21 protein-coding genes and 1 tRNA gene are annotated in these 20,695 nt (G+C 56.9%); 13 read left to right on the top strand and 9 right to left on the bottom strand.

What is annotated here, in order from left to right; translation table 11 throughout:
- Window positions 1-116 precede the first annotated feature (116 nt).
- Together SH139x_RS08555 and rpsU are read right to left on the bottom strand one after the other, a co-directional pair.
- Window positions 117-190: transfer RNA gene (locus tag SH139x_RS08555), tRNA-Val, on the bottom strand.
- 152 nt (window positions 191-342) lie between these two features.
- Window positions 343-537, bottom strand: a complete 195-nt coding sequence (rpsU, locus tag SH139x_RS08550; protein ID WP_488354854.1) for a 30S ribosomal protein S21 — start codon at window positions 535-537, stop codon at window positions 343-345.
- 426 nt (window positions 538-963) lie between these two features.
- Here rpsU and SH139x_RS08545 point away from each other — a divergent pair, with 426 nt between their 5' ends.
- Window positions 964-1,353, top strand: coding sequence for a hypothetical protein (locus SH139x_RS08545; protein WP_488354853.1), 390 nt, complete (start codon window positions 964-966; stop codon window positions 1,351-1,353).
- A gap of 6 nt (window positions 1,354-1,359) precedes the next feature.
- On the opposite strand, the gene SH139x_RS08540 is transcribed toward SH139x_RS08545, so the two are convergent.
- A complete protein-coding gene (locus tag SH139x_RS08540) occupies window positions 1,360-3,162 on the bottom strand; it encodes an ABC1 kinase family protein (protein WP_488354852.1) in 1,803 nt (600 codons plus the stop codon).
- Between the two features lie 136 nt (window positions 3,163-3,298).
- Between SH139x_RS08540 and SH139x_RS08535 the strand changes: the two genes are divergently transcribed.
- Both SH139x_RS08535 and SH139x_RS08530 read left to right on the top strand, forming a co-directional pair.
- A complete protein-coding gene (locus tag SH139x_RS08535; protein WP_488354851.1) occupies window positions 3,299-4,804 on the top strand; it encodes an ABC transporter permease in 1,506 nt (501 codons plus the stop codon).
- Between the two features lie 92 nt (window positions 4,805-4,896).
- Window positions 4,897-6,027, top strand: a complete 1,131-nt coding sequence (locus SH139x_RS08530) for a DUF1570 domain-containing protein (protein WP_488354850.1) — start codon at window positions 4,897-4,899, stop codon at window positions 6,025-6,027.
- A gap of 159 nt (window positions 6,028-6,186) precedes the next feature.
- Here the strand turns inward: SH139x_RS08530 and SH139x_RS08525 are convergent, their stop codons facing one another.
- The gene (locus SH139x_RS08525) at window positions 6,187-6,489 is read right to left on the bottom strand and encodes a hypothetical protein (protein ID WP_488354849.1); all 303 of its coding nucleotides are present in this window, start codon (window positions 6,487-6,489) and stop codon (window positions 6,187-6,189) included.
- Window positions 6,490-6,910: 421 nt separating this feature from the next.
- A complete protein-coding gene (locus SH139x_RS08520) occupies window positions 6,911-7,114 on the bottom strand; it encodes a hypothetical protein (protein WP_488354848.1) in 204 nt (67 codons plus the stop codon).
- Between the two features lie 325 nt (window positions 7,115-7,439).
- Here SH139x_RS08520 and SH139x_RS08515 point away from each other — a divergent pair, with 325 nt between their 5' ends.
- Both SH139x_RS08515 and SH139x_RS08510 read left to right on the top strand, forming a co-directional pair.
- A complete protein-coding gene (locus tag SH139x_RS08515) occupies window positions 7,440-8,081 on the top strand; it encodes a hypothetical protein (protein WP_488354847.1) in 642 nt (213 codons plus the stop codon).
- Window positions 8,082-8,099: 18 nt separating this feature from the next.
- On the top strand, window positions 8,100-8,522 hold the full coding sequence (locus SH139x_RS08510) for a hypothetical protein (protein ID WP_488354846.1): 423 nt from the start codon (window positions 8,100-8,102) through the stop codon (window positions 8,520-8,522).
- 514 nt (window positions 8,523-9,036) lie between these two features.
- On the opposite strand, the gene ribD is transcribed toward SH139x_RS08510, so the two are convergent.
- Window positions 9,037-10,179, bottom strand: coding sequence for a bifunctional diaminohydroxyphosphoribosylaminopyrimidine deaminase/5-amino-6-(5-phosphoribosylamino)uracil reductase RibD (ribD, locus tag SH139x_RS08505; RefSeq protein ID WP_488354845.1), 1,143 nt, complete (start codon window positions 10,177-10,179; stop codon window positions 9,037-9,039).
- 10 nt (window positions 10,180-10,189) lie between these two features.
- Window positions 10,190-12,361, bottom strand: coding sequence for a tetratricopeptide repeat protein (locus SH139x_RS08500; protein ID WP_488354844.1), 2,172 nt, complete (start codon window positions 12,359-12,361; stop codon window positions 10,190-10,192).
- Window positions 12,362-12,753: 392 nt separating this feature from the next.
- On the opposite strand from SH139x_RS08500, the gene def reads away from it, so the two are divergent.
- From def to miaB, 4 genes are all read left to right on the top strand, one after another.
- Complete coding sequence (gene def, locus SH139x_RS08495) at window positions 12,754-13,338, top strand: peptide deformylase (RefSeq protein WP_488354843.1); 585 nt, start codon at window positions 12,754-12,756, stop codon at window positions 13,336-13,338.
- A complete protein-coding gene (fmt, locus tag SH139x_RS08490; RefSeq protein ID WP_488354842.1) occupies window positions 13,331-14,362 on the top strand; it encodes a methionyl-tRNA formyltransferase in 1,032 nt (343 codons plus the stop codon). Before def ends, fmt begins: the two co-directional genes overlap by 8 nt.
- Before the next feature lie 50 nt (window positions 14,363-14,412).
- Complete coding sequence (locus SH139x_RS08485; protein ID WP_488354841.1) at window positions 14,413-14,604, top strand: hypothetical protein; 192 nt, start codon at window positions 14,413-14,415, stop codon at window positions 14,602-14,604.
- Between the two features lie 73 nt (window positions 14,605-14,677).
- Window positions 14,678-16,105, top strand: coding sequence for a tRNA (N6-isopentenyl adenosine(37)-C2)-methylthiotransferase MiaB (gene miaB / locus SH139x_RS08480; RefSeq protein WP_488354840.1), 1,428 nt, complete (start codon window positions 14,678-14,680; stop codon window positions 16,103-16,105).
- 263 nt (window positions 16,106-16,368) lie between these two features.
- Here the strand turns inward: miaB and SH139x_RS08475 are convergent, their stop codons facing one another.
- Complete coding sequence (locus tag SH139x_RS08475) at window positions 16,369-16,893, bottom strand: MaoC family dehydratase (protein ID WP_488354839.1); 525 nt, start codon at window positions 16,891-16,893, stop codon at window positions 16,369-16,371.
- A gap of 487 nt (window positions 16,894-17,380) precedes the next feature.
- Here SH139x_RS08475 and SH139x_RS08470 point away from each other — a divergent pair, with 487 nt between their 5' ends.
- The 4 genes from SH139x_RS08470 to SH139x_RS08455 all read left to right on the top strand — a co-directional run bounded on the left by SH139x_RS08470 (window position 17,381) and on the right by SH139x_RS08455 (window position 20,044).
- Window positions 17,381-18,454 (top strand): FG-GAP repeat domain-containing protein, encoded by a 1,074-nt coding sequence (locus tag SH139x_RS08470; RefSeq protein WP_488355986.1) that lies wholly within the window; start codon window positions 17,381-17,383, stop codon window positions 18,452-18,454.
- A gap of 57 nt (window positions 18,455-18,511) precedes the next feature.
- Window positions 18,512-18,943: a nucleotide pyrophosphohydrolase gene (locus tag SH139x_RS08465; protein ID WP_488354838.1), complete on the top strand. Its 432-nt coding sequence runs from the start codon at window positions 18,512-18,514 to the stop codon at window positions 18,941-18,943.
- 183 nt (window positions 18,944-19,126) lie between these two features.
- The gene (locus tag SH139x_RS08460) at window positions 19,127-19,606 is read left to right on the top strand and encodes a 6-pyruvoyl trahydropterin synthase family protein (RefSeq protein ID WP_488354837.1); all 480 of its coding nucleotides are present in this window, start codon (window positions 19,127-19,129) and stop codon (window positions 19,604-19,606) included.
- A gap of 12 nt (window positions 19,607-19,618) precedes the next feature.
- A complete protein-coding gene (locus tag SH139x_RS08455) occupies window positions 19,619-20,044 on the top strand; it encodes a VOC family protein (RefSeq protein ID WP_488354836.1) in 426 nt (141 codons plus the stop codon).
- A gap of 94 nt (window positions 20,045-20,138) precedes the next feature.
- On the opposite strand, the gene SH139x_RS08450 is transcribed toward SH139x_RS08455, so the two are convergent.
- Entirely contained in the window at window positions 20,139-20,540 is a 402-nt protein-coding gene (locus tag SH139x_RS08450) for a hypothetical protein (RefSeq protein ID WP_488354835.1), read from the bottom strand.
- Between the last annotated feature and the right edge of the window lie 155 nt (window positions 20,541-20,695).

Genomic DNA, 20,695 nt, shown 5'->3' with positions numbered 1-20,695 from the left:
CACCGGCGATTGCGGATCTTCAAACAGCCGGCACAGCGGTTCGACAATCTTCACGGCGCAAAGAAAAAGCCTAGTGAGAACTAGGCCTTATCATCGTCTGAAAGAACCAATTTGAATGGGCGATGAGGGACTCGAACCCCCGACATCCTCGGTGTAAACGAGGCGCTCTAGCCAACTGAGCTAATCGCCCGTGAGTGCTGACGAATGATTAATCCATTCGTTATTTTGCACAAGTCTCTCTGGCCAAGTGGATCAAATGCCGGTGAAACAACCCGCCGATCGGACCGTTTCGACTTGGCTTGCCGTGTTTCGCTGTTTGTTCTCAATCCACATTCGGGCGTCTTAGTTGGCCAACATGCGGGTGCGACGCGATCGACGCTCAGCTCTTAATCGTGAGCGACGACGTGTTTCGCTGGGCTTTTCGTAATACTCCCGGCGTCGCATCTCTTTCTTGATTCCGCTACGTTCGACTAGTTTTCGGAAACGGCGAACGGCTTCTTGAATCGTCTCCCGATCTCGGACAACTAACTTGACCATCGATTCTCCCTAGACATATCTCGGTAGGGCCCTCCAACAGAAAGGAACCTGATACAGAAATTAGACCTGCTCCAACAAACAGCAAAGGTTACCAACCAGGATCGTACGCGGGCAACTCCAGCGCCCCCTTTTTTGTCGGAATTTTATTCGTATTTTTCAGCAGCTACCGTTCCAAACACCAGTTCGGATCAGTCCACACCACCTGGAACCAGCCAATGCGGCCAACCCACACCCCCATAAGCAACTAACCGCCAGCCGAAAGCGAGCCTTAAATGCTTCCTAAACACCCCAGGTGACGCAAGTCGCCGAGGTGGAATTTCGCCGGCATGCTCAACTGCCCGCCAAGATCGCTCCGATGCAAAGGGCGAAGGTTAACGGTCACCGCAACGTTAACGATTGCATCAGTTACGCCAGGGCAACGCCAGAATGTCACACCTCAAGTGCTTTTCTCCCGATGACGATGCCCAGCAGTTCCCCGAACTCGGACCGCAGGAAAATGACTCCACAGAGCAGATGCTGGACGAAGACCAATTGCTCGAACACGAGGTGGTGGAGAGCTTAAGCGAATTGGCAGCGGAGGTGCAGCAGGCAACCCAATCGGAACCGCAATCAGACCCCCAGCTGGCGGGCCATCTGGAACTGGAAATCGCTGATGATGCGGATGAGACGGACGCCGACGATTCACCCGGCGGATTGCTGGCCGAACTGGAGCGACGCCAAGACGCCGTGCTACTGCAACTCGACGCGCTCAATGACGAAGTCGAACGGGTGTTAAAAGATTTGGGCGTGCGGCTGGACGACGCCGAAGCAGCTTAGGTAGCTTTACAGAGATTTGTCTTCACCACGCGTCAGCGCGCCACTTTGGCGGATCGCCCACATCAGCCTCAACATCTCCAGCAGACTCAACAGGCAGCCAGCCAAGCCAAAGATGCTGATCCGCGTCAGCCCCAGGAACGTCGACTCGGGGAAGAGCAGGGGCGGGACCTCTTGGGAGAGCAGCAGCGAAGAGCCCAAAAAGAGCGCGCTGGAAATCAACCCCAAGACAAGTCGATTCACGGAGGGGCTGAGTCGTTGATGTTCCAGATGGACGCGAAGTTCGCCTTTGCGGGCCAGGTCCAACAGCTGCAACACGTGGTCGGGGGCCTCTTCGAGAAAATGCTCCGCTTCGAGGTAGATCCTTTTGGCTTGCAACAAACGACGCTTGGGGTGCAATCTCCGCCACATTGCCTGACGGACAAATTGTCGAATCACGGCCAACGAATCAAAATCAGCTTGCAGCCCACGCAGCGTTCCTTCCAAGGAGATCAGCATCTTCAGCAACAACGCCGATTGGTGCGGCAATTTGATTCCATGGCGATGGAGAATGCTGGACAAATCGTTGAGGGCTGAGGTCATATCGAAACGGGCCAACTCTTGCCGCCCGTAATTGGCGATGTATTCGGAAACATCGATCGAAAAAGCGGCTTCATCGAGGGTCGCCGGAGCGTTGCCCATCCGCTTTAACAACCGCACCAGCGAGCGGTGATCGGCGGCGGCGATAGCGATCAGAATTTGTTCAATGGCATCCCGCAAGCGATCGTCAATGCGGCCGACCATGCCAAAGTCGAGGATCCCCAAGCGGCCATCTGCGAGCAACATCAGATTTCCCGGATGGGGGTCGGCGTGGAACATGCCCAACTCGAACAACATCCGCATGTAACAACGCGTGATCTGCTCGCCCAGCTCAAGGTGTTGATTCGGCAACGTCAAAACCGCATCCGCTGCGGCAGGAGTTCCATCACCAGCGGCGGAACCATTACCGGCAGCCGGGCCATGATTGCTGACCCGAGACAACGGCGAAGGGGGCTCCGAAACCGCGATCCACTGGTCCAACGACTGGCCGTGAAAACGCGTCATGGTGAGCACCCGCCGCGTGCAGAGAAATTCGATCGGGCGGGGGATTTGAACTCGCGGGTCGGCGGCGAAAAAATCGGCAAACTGGCTTAGGTGACGTTGCTCGCGTTGGAAATCAAGTTCGCGGCGGAGCATCGGACTGAGTTGGTTGACCATCTCCACCGGCCCCCAAGCGGCCAGCCCGGGAACTCGCTCGGCCAACTGGGCGAGTCCCGCCAAGACGTCCAGGTCTTGATGAACGGTCGATTCAATTTGGTCCCGCTGGATCTTCAACACCACTTCGGTACCATCGCGGAGCTTGGCCGTGTGGACTTGGCCAATCGACGCGGCCGCCAGCGGTGTGGAACAAAAATCAGCCAACTCGGTGGCGGCCAAATCGCCCAATTCATGCTGGAGAATCTTCAGCACAGTCCCGGGCGGGTCGGGGGGGACATTGGCACGCAAATGCTTTAACTCTTCGGCCAGCGGTAAACCGACCAGATCGCTGCGGGAGGCCAGCATTTGCCCCAGCTTGATGAATGTCGGCCCCAGCTCACACAAGGCCTTGCGGATGCGAACTTCGCGTGATTGGCTAGCGAGCGGCTGGCCATCGCGATCTTTAAGATATTCGCGAAACGGCAAACGGGGAAAATGGCTGAGCCAATCGGCCAGGCCGTAACGCTGCAAGACAGCCAAGATCTCCTGCCAACGGCGTAGGTTGCGGTACAGTTGGGGAATCGAGGATATTTTCATAAGGAAAGCAGCGAGGCGGGCGGGCCGCCAAATCGGCTCAATTTGCGTTGCGCAGAAGCAGAGTGTGTCGAGTAACTTACAAGTTTACTGGGTTGCGTGGGTTTCGCACGATTTTCTCTAGTTGGCTCACAAAATCATGCAGCCGTTTTTACTGACTATAGCACTTATAGCGCTCAGCACGTTGATTGCTGTGCCCCTGGGGGTGCTGTGGGGCTGGTCCATCGGCGTGCTTCGCATGAGCCGCGGCGGTGGTCGGTTGCTGGGACAGTTGGCATTCGTCGCTTGCGTCTCGATGTTGGCTATGCCGCTCTACTTGCACGCGGCCGGCTGGGAAGGAACGGCGGGAAAATTTGGTTGGTTCCCGCTGATTCAAGGGGGAACGCGTTTCTGGTTTCGCGGCTTGCTGGCCAGCAGCTGGATTCACGGCACCTATGGTGCAAGCTGGGTCAGCCTGGCGACCTACTTGGCAATGGGACAATTGCCCAGATCACTGCACGAGGCGGCCAGCTTGCACTTAAACAATTGGCGACGTGATTGGCTGGTCGCCTTGCCGATTGCCGGCAGCTGGATTTTGGCAGCCGTCGTCTGGTCGGCGATAATGGCGGCGACGGAGATGACGGTCGCCGATCTGTACGGCGTGCGAACGTTAGCCGACGAGGTCTACAAGGTTTACGCGTTGCAACCGCAAGGCGTTCCGGTCTTAACCAGCGTCATGCTGCCGCTTCTGCTGGCCGTCCCGCTGTGGATGCTCAGCCGTCGCGGCTTGGCTCGCTGGGATTGGTCGCGACGGGGCAGCGGCGAAGCCTCGCAGACGACTCGCCCCAGCAGCCGGAGTCTGCACGGTGTGGCGATCTGCGTAGCTCTGCTGGGATCGCTGCTGGTGGCGGTCGTGCCGATCAGCGCACTGGTGGTCAAAGCGGGCTGGACCGTCGTGCTGCCCGCAGCAGGTGGGGAAACACCAGCAGGCGGGCAAGTGGGCGTTGCTGGGTTCTCCTGGTCGGTGGCCGTCAACACGCTGCTGACAGCGCCGGGGATGTTCCAGCAAGAGTTTCGCTGGAGCGTGCAATTAGCTTTGTTTACTTGGCTGTTGACGCTGCCTCTGGCCTGGCTGATGGCTGCCGCGGCAAACTCCCATCGCTGGCTCCGGCAGCTCAACTTTATCGGCTGTTTAATGCTGGCCATGATCCCGGGACCGGTTGTCAGTCTGGTGGTCATTTGGCTGTTCAATCGCGACAGCTTGGGGGCCGTTTATGACCACACGTTAATCCCCAGCATCGTGGCGTTACTGCCTCGCGCCCTGCCAGCCGCTTATTTAATCATGCGAGGCGGTTATCGATTGTTGGACCCGGCCGTCAACGAGTGCGCCATGCTGGATGGCAGCGGAACTTGGACACGGATTATCCGGATCGAGGCACCCCGGCTGCGTCGCGCGTTGCTGCTGGCCAGCTTGGCGGTGATCCTGGTGGCCTTTGCCGATCTCTCAGCGACTTTGCTGGTCTTACCGCCGAGCGTGACGACGATCGCCAGCCGGTTGTTTGGTCTGCTGCACAGTGGTGTCCGCAATCACGAAGCCGGTTTAGCCCTGTTCGCGGCGTTTTGCGTCGGCATCATTACCGCTGGCGTCGCCCGGCTGTTAAGATAGAGAGCCGAGAGACCGGTGGCGGAGATTCGTGAACCAAGCTGCATCGTTCGTTTTTAGGGAAGGTAACGTCGTTCATGTGGACAAGATTTGCATTGACAAGATTTGCATTGCAGAGGAGAACCGTCGACCAGCTGCCAGGCAAAGCGTTGGGACTGTTGATGTTGCTGGTAATTTGCCAGTGCACTGCACCGCAATTGGCTGTGGCGGTTGAAACGATTACCTTTCGTCCGTATCCCGATCGCGATGATGAATTGTCGGTCATTGGCGAAATTTTGGTGACGGCCGCCGACGGCGGTTTCCTGCTGTTGGCCGATGACGGCAAATTGTGGACGGTCCAACCCGAAAGGCTAATCTCCCGCAGCAGCGACGCGACTCCGCTGACTCCCATCACCAACGAAGAAGCGGGCCAACGGCTACTGAAAGAGCTGCCTCCCGGGTTTCGCATCTACCAGACCGCCAACTACGTGATTTGTCACAACACGCCAGACGTCTACGTGCAGTGGGTCGGCAGCCTCTTCGAACAGGCCCACTCCGGATTTTATACGTACTGGAAAAACAAGGGCCGGCAATTAGACGAGGCCGAGTTTCCCCTGGTCGCACTCGTCTTCGCCGACCAGCAAAGCTTTGCCCAATTCGCGCGTCCGGAGGTAGGTGATTTGGTCGATTCAGTAATCGGCTATTACAACCTGCAGTCGAATCGCATGATGCTGTACTACTTGGATAATGCCGAGCGGCGGGTGGCCACGCTGATCCACGAGGCGGTGCATCAACTTTCTTACAACAGCGGTTTGCAGCGGCGGATGGCCGACAATCCCTACTGGGTCAGCGAGGGGCTGGCGACCTATTTCGAAACCCCCGACAGTAGCGCCCGTGGCTGGCGAAATATCGGCGGCATCAACATGGTTAATTTAGAGCGGTTCGTGCTCTATTCCCGGCAACGACCAGCAGATTCGCTGGCCACACTGATCCGCGATGACAATCGTTTTCGCAATCCGTCGACAGCACCGGCGGCCTACGCCGAAGCTTGGGCGCTCAACTATTTTCTCCTCCGCGCCCGCCGCAAAGAATACTTGAAGTACTTGGAAACGTTATCAAAAAGTCCCTTGATGCAAAGCCCCGATCCACGGGCTCGCGTGCAAGCTTTTCAAGATGCGATGGGTGTCGACTTGGCAACGCTGGATCGACAATTCATCAAGTATTTGACTCGCCACGTACGCAACTAGCCACCACGGCATCAAGCACATGCGAAGCCATCAACTGACGAATGCGAGACATTTGCCCTTCCGTCAGATCGGGTCTAACTCGCAAGACACTCCGAGTCCATTCATCATTGATCATCGAAGACCATCGAGCCCGAGAGAGCCAGGTCATCGCAAGCCGCATCAACAGGTCCCAAAGCAGCGCGGGGAAGAGCCCGCATGCGTCGTCAACTCAGCATGCACTGGGTACATCGTGACCGCGTTGCCTTTGGCAAATTCGGTGAGAACGGCACCGAGAAGCTGGATTGCCGACGATGGAATCACGATCTCGGTTTTCTTCGTTCCCAGCTTGGCAAACAACCGCAAGGTGCCCTCGCTTTCGTGAGCGACAAGTTCCGCGACCGCGCGGCTAGAGACTCTCGCCAACTCGGCGTCACCGGGCGTTGGCGAAAGCGTACTGGGTAGATCGGACAGTGTTGCGTTCATGGTTTTGCCGCCATCTCGAGCCCAACAACGAATACGCTCGAACTCTCTCGGCTAACGTCGACACGCCAGTTAACGCAAACGGCCAGATCAGAGGGTTCAGGCCGACCAGCAAGGGAGACTCCGAGACTTTGACGCATGCTATCTCGTTTGGATATCCTTACTTTTCAAGCGATCCAAAGGAAGCGATATCCTCCTGCTTCAGGCAACTACCTTCGCTCCGCCTTAACCTTCCACTGACGAAAACAGGCCGCCGGGAGCGTTCGAGTCGGTCATCCAACCGACCTACCAGCACCACGCGGCCTCAGGATTTAATTTTGCCAATCGCCTACAATAAACAGAGACGATTGGACTGGAAAATCGCTTGTTCCTGTTGCGGTTCGCCGACCGGCAATTCGACGCGGTGTTGTCCCAACTTGGTAGCTTACCAATTGTGATCCCAGCCCGGGGCAAGCCCGGCGGAAATCGATTGGCCCAGGAATCCATCGACGGCATCGACAATTTGAGGTCGAATCGCCTGGAAGACCTGCTCGACGATTTCGTGGGCGAGAGCCATTTCGCTGAGCATCCGTTGCGTGCTGGTGTCCCCAGCGATTACGCTGTTGTTGCCGTTTTTATTTTGCAACATTAGTGTGACGCAGGACGCCCTTTTCCTGAAATACCGATTCGAGGTTACAACAGGCTCGAACCCGACGCAATTTAATTATTCGAGAATCTGCGCCCTGCTGAGACTACACCCGTTTTGAAATGAAAGATCTCCCGTCGCGGCGAGGTGATTGGTGCCGTTCGTCGAGCGTCCGCCCACCCATGGAAAAGAGATTCCTCGCCAACCACTCAGCAGTTTTTTTGTCTTTGACCTCATCTTACCATTCGGTTTTACCACAGCGATTAAACTCCTCTCCAGAATCTGGATGAATCGATAGGGCGGAGTGAGCAATTAGAAGGTACAGTCCATGAAAATTCTAGTAACATGCCTGTTGATCCTTGTTCAAGATGCCGGCAATTGGCAAAAGCCTCTCGAAGAATTGCGTCGTGCTCGCACTACTCAGCGAAAGCTTGATGCTATCCAAGCACTATCAGCCAGCCGAGCCGACAACTTGCCTGTTTTGCGAACTCTTCTAGTAATAGCTAATGGCGACAAGGTTCCAAGAGTTCGTGATCGAGCCAGTAATGCCGTCGCTCAGTTGAGTCCTGAACTCAAGCAGGCGACCGAAGTGATCTTTGCAGAGCCTTCTTCGGATAAATTTAACGAGATGTTGCAAGCCAAAAGGGAAGCTGTGAGAAAACTGGGGCCATTGGCACCCGCAGCTATGCCAGTCCTGAGCCGGTATGTCATGCAGTTGCTGGTCCGTGTCGGCTCTGTCAAGCAGATGCAGGCCAAGCAGCAAGAAGGAGCCTTGCAGCAAATGCAAGCCTTGCACGTGCGGCAACAGCGGGCCTGGCAGATACTGTGGCCACCCACCAAAGATGGAGATGAAGTTCTTTCATACCGTGATGAGTTGCTTTCGATCAACGATGAAATGTATTCACTCCGAGACAAGCATCGCAATCTTCAGGAACTACACAACCAGAGAGCGGAGCTTCTACTGCAATAGTGTCAGATCATATCTGAGATGTTGCGTTTGATGACCGAGGTTATCTTGGATGAAGATAGTGATGTGGCCTACTTTCTCTGGCAACTTTGCGATCTACGCGCTAATCCAATCATGACGCATGCCCCAGTCAAGACCCAGGAAGGCGTGAATACCTATCTAAAGGGCATAGAAATGGTACGCCGAACCGCACGGGAGGCTGTCAAAGAAATAAGCAAACAGTATCCTGGCCTCGGTCGACTGCTGGCAAATGAAGCCGCCAAACAGCTTCAACATCCTGATAGTGAAATACGGCTTCTGTCAATCGAACTGCTGGCCAACGCCGGGAAGGCCAGTCGACCTTCACTTCCGTCTTTACAAAGACTGGTTGAGCTTGATCCGTCGCAAACCGTCAGGCAAGCTGCACGAGCTGCAATCAATACGATCGAAAACGACAACCCCTGAAGCTAGAGGGCGCGATAGCACACCGACCACGCGTACTCTGGCTATTCGTGAACACTCTTTGCGAAACGTTGCCTTGGGCGAATATATCGATGAACATAATTCAACGAAGCGAAAGAGCGGGCAGAACCATGCGATGCACCGAAGTCGCGGATCCGCCGCTTCCTGATGGTAAATTTACTTGCTGCGACATCGGTGCTCGCGGTCGACCATGAAGTCCAAGGTTTGACAAGCGGTTGTTGCCAGTTTTTGTTTTTTTGTTGGTCACGTCATGACAGGATTCTCACTTGGAGTTGCCTTCGTCGGAGCCGCTTGTCGGTCGCTCACCCCGGGGCGCAGCGGAGCAAATGGCGATCGACAAGCGGTGGAGACATGAGGCAACGGAGTTAGCCTGTTCTTTCCAGACTCGTTTGCGTGCGTGGATTGAAGTCTTGTTAACCTCGAATACACGCGTGAATCGCTGAGGGTTTTCGAGTTTTCGAGACAAATTGAAAATCAAGCTTCGCTTGATGGAGGACTAGACACCTACCGAGCTTGCCAGCGGCCGCCGGGCGATCATCAAGACATCATCCTCGATGCGTTTCACATCGCGGACTTGCCACTGGATGGCGTCTCGCATGGCGGTCAGCCCGCGACCTTCGACCGGTGTCATGGCGGCTTGGCCACCGACGATTTTCGGCGCGATAAAAGCGTGCACCTCGTCGATCAGCTGAGCGTCATGCATGGCGCCAAGCAGAGTTCCCCCCCCTTCGACCAGCACGTTTGTCATCTGGTCACGCCCGCAGTGGTCCAACACTTCGCCCAACATCTCGCCACGCTCTGCGGTATCGCAGCTGACTACGTCGACACCCGCTCCCTGCATTGCCTCGACGTAGGCTGCGGGAGCTTGCGAACTGGTAAAAACGCGCACCGGAACTTCGCGTGCGGTTCGGACGAGCTGGCAATCGAGTGCCAAGCTAGCGTGTCGGTCGATCACAATCCGCGTCGCCGTGCGAGGCCCGGGGGGACGCGTCGTCAAACGGGGATCGTCGGCCGCGGCCGTTCCCGCACCCACGATCACCGCGTCAACGCGACCGCGGAGGGCGTGCACATAGCGGCGGCTTTCGGGGCTGCTGATCCAGCGGCTATCGCCGCAAGCGGTGGCAATTTTTCCATCCAGCGTCATTGCCCATTTGGCGATCACCCAGGGGCGACCGGTCTGCAGTCGCTTGAGAAACGGCGCACATAAATCTTGAGCCGCCAGCGCCTCGACTCCAACGGTCACCTCGATCCCGGCGGCTTGGATTTCCCGAAAACCACCGCCGTTCACCAAGGGAAAAGGATCCCGCATGGCGACCACCACGCGTCGCGGGCGGGAAGCAATCACGGCGCCGCTGCAGGGAGGCGTTTTGCCGGCGTGGCAGCAAGGTTCAAGCGTCACATACCATGTCGCACCACTCAGATCAGCCTGTTCGCCGACTTTGGCCAACGCGTCGCGTTCGGCATGCAGTCCACCAAAGTGGCGATGCCAGCCTTCAGCCAACACTTGTCCATCACGCACGATCACGCAGCCAACCATCGGGTTTGGCTCAACCAGGCCCTCTCCATGCTTGGCCAACTCCAGCGCGCGACGCATCCATTGCGCGTCGATCTGCGGATCAACAGCTGATTGAGTCTGCATGGCGCGATGGTCAATCCATTCCGGGCAGCCAAAGTTTCCCAGCCGCTGGCGAGGCACCGCCGGCCTGCGACGGGGACGCCGATGGCTGTGCGGCAGGTGGTGCTTGAGCTGCATCTCCGGTCCACAAACCCGATTGCTGAGCGGCCGCTGGACGACCGGCGGGACGGGGTGAACCGTCGGGGCCGAGCAAACCAAGCTGCATTAATAGTTGCTGGACATGAGCCATCAATTCCGGCTCGTGGCTGTGATCGGTCATGATCGTTTCAATTGTCTTTTGGAAACCGACCGAGTCCCCTTCGCGCAAATACAATTGCAACTCATTGAGCAAAATCGGACCAGCCGACATGCCCTTCGACTTGCACCATGCCTTTGCTTCGGCAACGATTCTCAAGGCCTCGTCGAGCGAATCGGCGTTGCCCAACAGAGCCAAGTAAGCTGAGTAGACCATTTCAGAATCGTAGGCCGAATCATCCTGTTGAACGATGACGTTGGCAACCAACTTTAGCGTGTCTTGAACGTTGACCTGACTGCAGCGTTGGAACAGATAGACAACTCCTTCCGTATCGAGCTGGCTGGGATCGACGCGGAGCAGATCAAATAACGATAGAGCCTCAACATCTTCATCCGTCTGCGGAGTCAGTTTGGGCAGCGGTTCGATGGCGAGCAGTTTTCGCAGTCGATCCAAACTAAGCTCAAATTGTGGCAGGCTAACTGCCATCGCTTCCAATTGGCGGACGATGGCCGTGCGGAACATCAACGTGCCTGGGTCTTGCGCCGCTTCGGCGAGTGTTTTGCCAGCGAACAACGGCAGTTTCGCCCCGCCGATAGCGTGGTCAATGTTGTTTGCCACAAGCTGCTTGACAATTTCTTGATCGACCAACTCCTCGACATTAACGCCGAAAGTGCGCGGGAACATTAACGACAGCAAGGGCATCGACTGCTCTTTGACTTCGGCCGGTGCGGAGAGCTGTAAAGTGGCCTGCACCAACTGCTCGACCACCTCTCGGTCCGATTCGTTTACATCCAGCAAGACCAAGCGAGCGGCGCGGTCGGTTTGCTTGCCGAACAACAAAGCGACGGTCTTTACCAGGGGAACTTGGTCAGCCGATGTGATTTCCGCATCAGCGGCAAGTGGCTCACGATCGAGCACTTGGAAACCAGCACGTGGCGGCACCCCATCGGGTTCTTCAGCAGCTTGGGCCAGCGATTCGGCCGGCAACGGCACCCACTGCGGATTGGCGGCGATGGACAGCGTGGCTTCTTCGGTGTTTTCCAGTTCGTAAACACACTCGTGCAGCGGCACACTGAGTTCAACATCACTCGGCTTGATAGCGCTCGCAGTGGCGAACAAGCGAGCGGAATCTTCCAGCTCGCCAGCAGCCAACTCAATGCGGCTCAGTTTTTTCAGCAGCCGAACTTGCACGGTCACGTCGGCTCGCCAGACGGCACAAGTGAGCAAGCCTGAGACGATTGCCGCTTGCTCGGGAAACTGACGATCCAACCCTTCCAGTTTAGACTCGGCCAGGAGGACTTGGTTGCTGTGCAGCAATGCGTCGGCTTCGTCAAATCGCTCGGCCCAGCTAACGTCGTCGGGACGGGGGATCGGGCTGGGAAGATTCTTGACCAGCAGGCTGACCCCGCTGGCGCGGTTGAGTTCGCCCAGGATCTGCTGGGCCAACTTGGAGTCTTCGTAATCGGTCGTGGCCAGCGGCAAGGTGGCGTACAGCCGAGCTGACAGCAAATTCTGGCTGCGGGCCAAGGCCAGAGCCAAGAGGGAGGAAATCTCCATCAGGAACGAATCGACCGAGCGGCCACTCTCGGCCAGGGCCTGCAGCAAACTGACCGCTGCCGCTTTGACCTCTCCTTGAAAAATTTCGGCCGCCGCCCGCTGGGCAAGGGCCAGCGGGTTGGAAGGCTGCAAGCGAATAAATCGTTCACTGTTCGCCGCCAACGAATCGTGCTCACGGAGCGACATCAGTAAACGGCCCTTGATCGCTAGCGCCCAGGCCGCGTCGGGGTGATTGGTCAGCACTTGGTTGAGGCGGTCCAGCGCGGCAACCATCTGGCTGCCACTGACCATCTTCATCACCTTTTCAAGCTCGTCGATCGAACTAGCGCATTTGCAAAATTTGATCTTCTTGCCGCTGCCACAAGGGCAAAGGGCGTAATGATCGACGGCCATACTGACGGCCTCCTAAATTCTTGGTTCGAGCTTTACATGACGGGCCTCCGTACCACCGACAACAAAACGCCGGCGACACATTACAGGATCCCAGTGTACCGAGCGAATCTAATCGCGGGGAGGGCGGGGCGCGTGACAAGTGGGAGGCTGACGGCGTCGGCGAACTGCCAAAGGTCGGGTTTAACAACAGCCACCACGGCGCAAGCTGACTTGCCCTCACAATTTTTTTTGTGGGCTCAATTTTCTTGGGTTTCTCGGGCATTTGCCCCGACAAGCCGCCTCCCTGGTCAATTGCTGGGGCCTTACACTGTGAGGTAAGAAGGTCGTTTGCCGCCGGCATCTACGGATTGCCGGCCCCCATTTCTGTTGCTCGTTCGTGGCGCCCCTCGATCATGCCTCTTGAGATCATTCCCTTTCCCCACCCCACGCTTCGTTACCGCAGCAAGCCGATCCGTCGTGTCGATAGCGAACTGAAACGCATTGCCGCCGAAATGCTGGACTTGATGTACGAGGCCAACGGCGTGGGACTGGCTGCCAACCAAGTCGACTTGCCGCTGCGGTTGTTCGTGATTAACCCCGCTGGCAAACGGGGCGAGGGTGAAGAAATGGTGCTGCTAAACCCCGAAATCCAGCGGCCCAAGGGAAGCGAGGCGGCCGAAGAAGGCTGCCTCAGCTTGCCCGGCATGTACGGCACGGTGATGCGGCCGAAAGAAATCAGCCTCAGCGCTTACGATTTATCCGGCAATCAAATCGAATGCCGGGTCGGCGGCTTTCCCGCTCGGGTCCTCATGCACGAGTACGATCACTTGGATGGAGTGCTATTTTTTGACCGCATGGCCGATACGGCCCGGGAAGATCTGCACACCCCCCTGGAAGAGATGGAACTGGAGTTTCGCTCCCGCCAACAAACGGGGGCGATCCCCAGCGACGAGGCGTTGCTCGCCCGCTTGGCAACTTGGGAGCAACGCTATGCCTGAGCAGGCTAGCGGGGCGTTGCCCCGCACTACCCGCCCAGTGCGAATCGTGATGATGGGCACCGGCCCCTTTGCCGTGCCCGCCTTTGATGCGCTTCTTCGGGCCGGGCATCACTGTTTGCGAGTCTTCACCCGCCCCGAGCGCCCCGGACCGGGCAACAAGCCGCCGCCCAAATCGCCGGTCCGGAAATGGGCCGAAACGCTCAATCTGCCGGTCGTGGCTCCCGAAAGTGTCAACTCGGCGGAATCCCAAGCGATGCTTGCCGCCGATCAGCCCGACCTGCTAGTCGTTTGCGACTACGGCCAAATCCTCAAAGCCAACGTGCTGGAACTCGCTCGCTGGGGCGGCATCAACCTGCACGGTTCACTGCTGCCCGCCTTTCGCGGTGCCGCGCCTGTCCAATGGGCCGTCTTGAGTGGTCAAAGCGAAGCCGGTGTGTCGGTCATTCACATGACCCCCAAACTCGACGCTGGACCCATTATTACCACGCGGAAAACTCCCGTCGGACGTAAAGAAACCGCCGGCGAACTGGAAGACCGCTTGGCTCAAATCGGAGTGTCCGCCACGCTGGAGGCTGTCGAGCAGTTAATTGCGAAGCTGGATAACCAATCCGCGGCGGACCAGCAGGCTGTCGGCATGAGCCAAGATCCGGCGATTGTCAGCCGCGCACCCCGTTTAAGCAAAGCCGACGGGCGGATCGATTGGCGGCGGCCGGCTGCGGAACTGGACTGGCACGTGCGGGGCATGCAGCCCTGGCCCGGCGCCTTTTCCGAAATCCCCGCGGCGATCGGTGCCAAAAAGCAACCCCAGCGATTGATGATCCTCGATCTCGATTCGGCCGATGATCAAGTTGGCGATGATCAAGCTGTTCCGGGGACCGTTCGCCTGGGAGACAATCAACTATGGGTCGCTTGCGGCGATGGTTGGGTGCGGATCAACCGGCTGAAACCGGCGGGAAAGCGAGAAATGACTGCGGCCGAATGGCTGCGGGGAAGACCGCTGGCGGCGGGCACCGTCTTGACCTGAGGCACACCGTAAGGCGAAAAAACCATGTTCCAACGCGTGGGAACCGATCGATGACCAATCTGCAGACGCTGGCGGTTTGGGCTTTTGGAATGGCCTGCGCGGTTATTATGCTGGGGTCGCTGGTGAAGCGAAGACGCGAATCGCTGGTGACTTCGCTGCGAGAGCATGTCGAAAGCCGGATTGGTAAAACCATTGTGGAAGACGAACCGCCAGCGGAAAACGACGAGACGACCAGCGAGTGATTTCAAGAGGATTTCACCGACAAGAGACTTCACTGACAACACTGTTCACTGACAACACTGTCTGCAAAGAACTATGACAAAGCGACTCTATATCGAGACCGTTGGCTGCCAAATGAACGTGTTGGACAGCGAGATGGTAGTGGCCGACCTCCGGCGACACGGCTACGAATTGGTCGCTACGCCAGCCGAAGCGGACACCGTGCTGCTGAACACCTGCAGCGTCCGCGAGCATGCCGAAGAAAAAATTTACAGCCAACTCGGTCGCTTGCGTTTAGACAAAGCCACTCGCCCCGACCTGACGATCGGCGTGATGGGCTGCATGGCACAAAAAGATCAGAAGATTATCTTTGAGCGGGCGCCGTATGTCGATCTCGTCGTGGGACCAGGGCAACTGCAACAGATTCCCGACCTGCTAGCGCAAGTCCGCAGCGGGGCAGGGCGACAAATGGCGGTCAGCTTGAGCCGCAAAGCTGGTTCGCAAGATTCCATTCGTCGCTCGCACGAAACCTTCGATCCGCTCCGCGACGCCACCATGCGGCCAACTCCCTTCCAAGCTTACCTGCGAATCCAAATCGGCTGCGACAAGTTCTGCACCTACTGCGTCGTGCCCAACACTCGCGGTCCCGAACAGGGGCGACCACCGGCGCAGATCCTCCAAGAAGCTCGCGTGCTGGCCGATCAAGGCTGCAAAGAAATCATTCTCCTCGGACAGACCGTTAACAGTTACCGCTTTACGGCCGACGGTGAAACGACCAACCTCTCCCGCTTGCTGCAGCAATTGCACGAAATTCCCGGCATCGAACGGCTCAAATTCGTCACCAGCTATCCCAAGGATATGACGGAAGAATTGCTGACCACCGTTCGTGATTACCCCAAGGTGATGCCTTATTTGCACGTGCCGGCGCAGAGTGGCAGCGATGAAGTGCTCAAACGCATGAAACGCGGCTACACGGTCGGCGATTATATGGAAATGATGGAGCGGATCGAACGTCTGCTGCCACACGCCGCGGTGAGCAGCGATTTTATCGTCGGTTTTTGCGGTGAAACCGATGAAGACTTTGCCAAGACGGTGTCCCTGGTAGAACGCTGTCGCTTTAAAAACAGTTTCATTTTCAAGTATTCCGTGCGGCCAGGGACCAAGGCGGCCGAGCGTCTCGAGGATGATATCCCGGAAACTGTCAAAGCAGCCCGCAATAATGAATTGCTCCGCATCCAAAACGCCATCAGCGAAGCCGACAATACCAAACTGGTTGGGCAACAAGTCGACGTGCTGGTCGAAGGTCCCAGCAAGCTGGCCGTCAAACGTGGCGACGAAGGACCGCTGACGCAAATGACCGGGCGAACTCCCTGTGACCGAATCGTGGTCTGGGATGGTAATCGCCGGCAAGCTGGCCAAGTACTATCGGTGATGATCCACGACGTCAACGCGCACACCTTGATCGGCGCCGTCAGCACGCAACATCTTGGGCCCGAACTGTTTACGATCGGCAGCAGCCGCTAGAGCATTGCAAATTTCGCCGCAAACCTCAACGAGCTTGCTCCCTCAGTGAATCAGTTTTTTGGCTAGTGGTTTGTCAAAGTTTAGCTTTAGGGTTAGCCGTTTTGGCGCTAGCCACGGTTCATGCGACAAAAGCGTGGCTAGCGCCAAAGCGGCTCAAGAAGGCGAGCCGAATTCTTAATCTTGACAAACCACTAGCTCGGCTCTGGAGGGCGAGGTTCGATGCAAGCCCAACATTTTTCAGCAGCCCAGCAATGGCCAGCCAGTTAGAGTCGTTCTTCTTTGGGATTGGCAGTTACGACCGGTGTCGCGTACTCGGGCCGGGCGTCAACGCGGGCGACACGAAATCGCCTCGCCACGAGCGTCTCCATCTCCCCTTCTTGATACACCTGTCCATCTTCGCCACAGAGCCGACGCCGCCAAAAAACGCGGCCGGCACGCCGTCCATGCGGCTCGATCAAGACAATCTCCACTTCCGCCCGCACCGCATCACCAAAATAAATTGGTTTGCGAAATTCCCAAGCCCCCATTGAAACCAAAGCCAGCGTACAGACGCGCGGACATTCTGAAGAGAGCCCGGCCATAATGCTCAGACCGAGCAAACCATGCACAACCGGGCGACCGAAAGGCGATGCCTCTCCCCCTTCAGTCAGGCCGCCGGAGAGCGGATTTCCGTGCAGAGGGGTGTGATCGCCCGTCAATCCAGCAAAATTAGCAACATCTTCCGCCGTGATTCCCCGCGAAGGACTTATCCAGCGCTGCCCACGCTTTAAGTCTTCTAGGTATAACATTTCGGCCAAAACGCTGGTCCTCACCACGAGTTGCGGTTCTTTCGATCCCGACGGTACGACATTATCATGCGCCGCTCAAGATTAAAATTCATCCCGCATCGATGATTTCCGCCGGAATTACTTAAAATATTGAGCCAGTTTTGGAAGACTGGCACGGTTATACAAACTCTCCTACAGAGGACAACCAGGCACCCGCAAGAACCAATCACCAACCACCCGTACGAGGCATCAGCTTGGAAAAGCGGCTCTCAAAATGCTTTCGGCCGAGGACCTGGCTGAGATAATTACTTACAATATGCTGACAATACGACAGCTGACATCACGACCACAATTGGTCACAACTTTGGCAGGGGAATCGAGCATGCGTCGAGGAAAGATTTTTGGGCTGGCTCTTGCGACTGCTGGGTTTGTGCTGGCCGGTCGCGGCTTCGTTGGGGAGGTGGTGGCTGCCGAACCGCGGCAGCATCCGCTGAAATTTTCGGTGCGAATGTTGGCAAAGGACGCTAATGAAGGAATCGCAGCGGCAGATGTCGACGGCGACGGCAAACTCGATTTGGTGGCGGGACGTAACTGGTTTGCGAACTCCGATTGGGCAGCTCGCCCCCTGCGTGCCATTGAAGACTGGAACGGTTACGTGCAGAGCAATGGCGATTACATTTATGATGTCAATCGCGACGGCTTGCCCGATGTGATCGCCGGTTCCTTCTTACCCACCGAAGTGCACTGGTACGAAAACCCAGGTGCGGACGCCCTGCGGTTGGGCAAGATGTGGCCCCAGCATCTGCTGATCGATACCGGCAATTCGACCAACGAAGGGCAGTTATTCGAAGACCTTGACGGCGATGGCACGCCGGAATGGATCGTCAACACTTGGGTTCCCAACGTACCGATGGTCGTCTGGCGGCTGCAAACAAGTGACGCGGCCGAGCGTCCCTTGAAATTGATCCCTCACGAATTAGGCCCCAGCGCCAATGGTCATGGGATTGGGGTCGGTGACCTCAACGGTGACGGCAAACTCGATGTCTTGGTTGGCCAAGGCTGGTATCAACAACCCGCCAGCGATCCTTGGGGGCAACCTTGGAAGTTTCACGCTAATTGGGAACTGCACGCCAGCCTGCCGATGTTGGTCAAGGACCTCAACGGAGATGGCAAAGCCGATTTGGTGTTCGGCAACGGACATAATTTTGGGCTGTTCTGGTGGGAACAGATTGGCCAAGAAGATGACGGCAAAATCATCTGGAAAGAACACCTCATCGATCGGGGTTTTAGCCAGCCCCACAGTTTGGCTTTTGCCGATCTGAATGGTGATGGGCAAGACGAGTTGATCACCGGCAAACGCTACTACGCCCACAACGGCGGCGATCCGGGCGGCCAAGATCCACCCTGTTTGTATTACTACAGCTGGGACGCCCAAACGAAATCCTTCACGCGACACGTTATCGAAGAAGGACACGTCGGCACCGGCTTGCAAATCGTGGTGGCCGATTTTAACCAGGACGGACGCCCCGACATTGCCGTGGCTGGCAAGAGTGGCACCTACTTATTGCAAGCTGTCGAGTAATTTACTGCAAGCCGCAGAGTACTATGCGTGCGGCCACCGAGCGAAAAGCATCAACTCATGGACAAACCTCTCGGGGCCGAATCAGCAACTGAGCCCAACTTCGCGGTACCCGCCGGCGAGCTAACCTCCGAGGTCACACTCGGGCAGGCTCAGCGGCAAGTCGACGCTTGGATTCAAACAATCGGTGTTCGCTATTTCGGCGAGCTGACGAACCTCGCCCAGCTGGTCGAGGAAGTCGGCGAAGTTGCCCGCATCCTCTCGCGAACTGCGGGAGAACAATCTTGGAAAACGGGGCAGACGCCAGCCGATTTAAACCACGCGCTGGCTGATGAATTGGCCGATGTGCTGTTTGTCACGATCTGCCTAGCCAATCAGAGCGGAATCGATCTAGAATCAGCGTGGCAACGCAATCTGGCCAAAAAAACCAAACGTGACGCCACGCGTCATCACGATAATCCCAAATTGCGCCCGACGCCTCCAAGTCAGTAGGAAAGTCTTGAAGTTGCGGTAGCGGGTGGAAGCCCGACGCCTCTCCGAGAGGATTGCCCCCGGCGTAAACTCTAATTTGAACAGCTACCTGACATACCGGCTGCGTGGCTGCACTCGGCAACCCCACCAAAATTTACATCCTTATAACACCGCGATCTCCATTGCGGGGGAGAGTCATCAAATATGGCCTTAACCATCATGCGTCGCATTCGTTTTTGCGCCGGCCACCGCTTGCGTTTCCATGGCGGCCGTTGCGAGAACTTTCACGGCCATAATTATGTGGCGGACTTCTACGTCACCGGAGACCAGCAAGACGAAGTGGGCAGAGTGGTCGATTTTTCAGAATTGAAGAAACGCTGCAAAGGTTGGATCGACGAACACTGGGATCATGCTTTTTTGCTATGGGACAAGGATGAGAACGGCCAAGCCGCCGTGCGGATGGCCGAGCCCCACCGGCTGTTCTTGCTGCCTTACAATCCTACCGCCGAAAATATGGCTCGCTACTTGCTCGAAGAAGTCTGTCCAGAGATTCTCGCCGGCACCGGTGGTCGCGCGACCAAAGTGGTGATCTGGGAAACCGAAGACAGCTTTGCCGAAGTCTCCGTCGATGCCGAGGACACATTCTCCAGCGGTGCCAGCTGGTCAGATCAATCCGCAATTTAGGCGTTCCGTCTCATGCCCACCCAGCCGCCCGGTAAGTCAGGACCTGGTAAGTCAGGATCGGACCAACCGCTGCACATCAAGCAGCTCGATCATGTTGCCCTGCACGTCCAAGATCTGGAGCAATCGATTGCGTTTTACCGAGACCTGCTCTGCTTGCCGCCACTCCCCAGGCCGGCGTTCGATTTTCAAGGCGCTTGGTTTCGCTTGGGTGGGTCGCAAGAACTGCATTTAATTGCCGATCGGCGGCTGCCGGTGCACTCGCATTCGCGAGGGACTCATTTTGCCCTCGCAGTCGGTGACATGGATGCGTGGGATCGCCATTTGTCGCACGAGGAGCTGGAGCGGTCTGAACTGCGTGTTCGCCCCGATGGGGCGCGGCAGTTGTTTGTAAGAGATCCTGACGGACATTGGATTGAATTAGTGCAAGCACTAAGTTAGCCGGACGAACGGCGTAGGATGAGTCCCCATGCCCGTCTGTCTCCAACCAAGCTAGACCGGCCTGGAGACCCGTCCTACCGGAGATCTCCACCCGTCAGCGAGCGGCTGGGGGTGGCAACAAATCTGGACGACTGGCTTCGGGAAAGAGCCTGCGATTAGCTCGTTCGGGATCATGTTGCGACCAAGTTTCGCGATAGAGTGGTGCGCGGACGTCACGCAGCACCCCATCATCTTGCCAAACGCAGCGATATTCATGCGACCGCCAGTTGCGGATCGGCAACTGGCTATCACGCTTGACCATTCGCCAAGCGATCACGCGATACTGTGCATGTTCCTCGGACCAATCGTAGAAGACCAATTGGTCGAAGACGTGCCGACCGACTTCGTCGTACGAGTGATGCAGTTCGATCAGATCCACGCGTTGGCGAGCAACGACCGATTGCCCGCTGCCGCCTGACAAGGCGACCAAGGCCAGCGAAATAATGGCTCCGAACATGTGAGTACCCCTTTGGTTCTCGAGTTCAAAATTCGCCTCCGCTCAACTTGCGATGGTAAAACCGTTCACCATCTTCAACCGGCGCGAACTGCGAGTTGTTGCTTAAATTTAATGGCGAGACAACGTCAAGAGCAAACGCCGGCAAAAAAGCGAGT

It is taken from the genome of Kothea flammea (assembly GCF_052161645.1).
GTDB lineage: Bacteria > Planctomycetota > Planctomycetia > Pirellulales > Pirellulaceae > Laterigemmans.
This window is presented reverse-complemented; position numbering and strand designations above follow the sequence as displayed.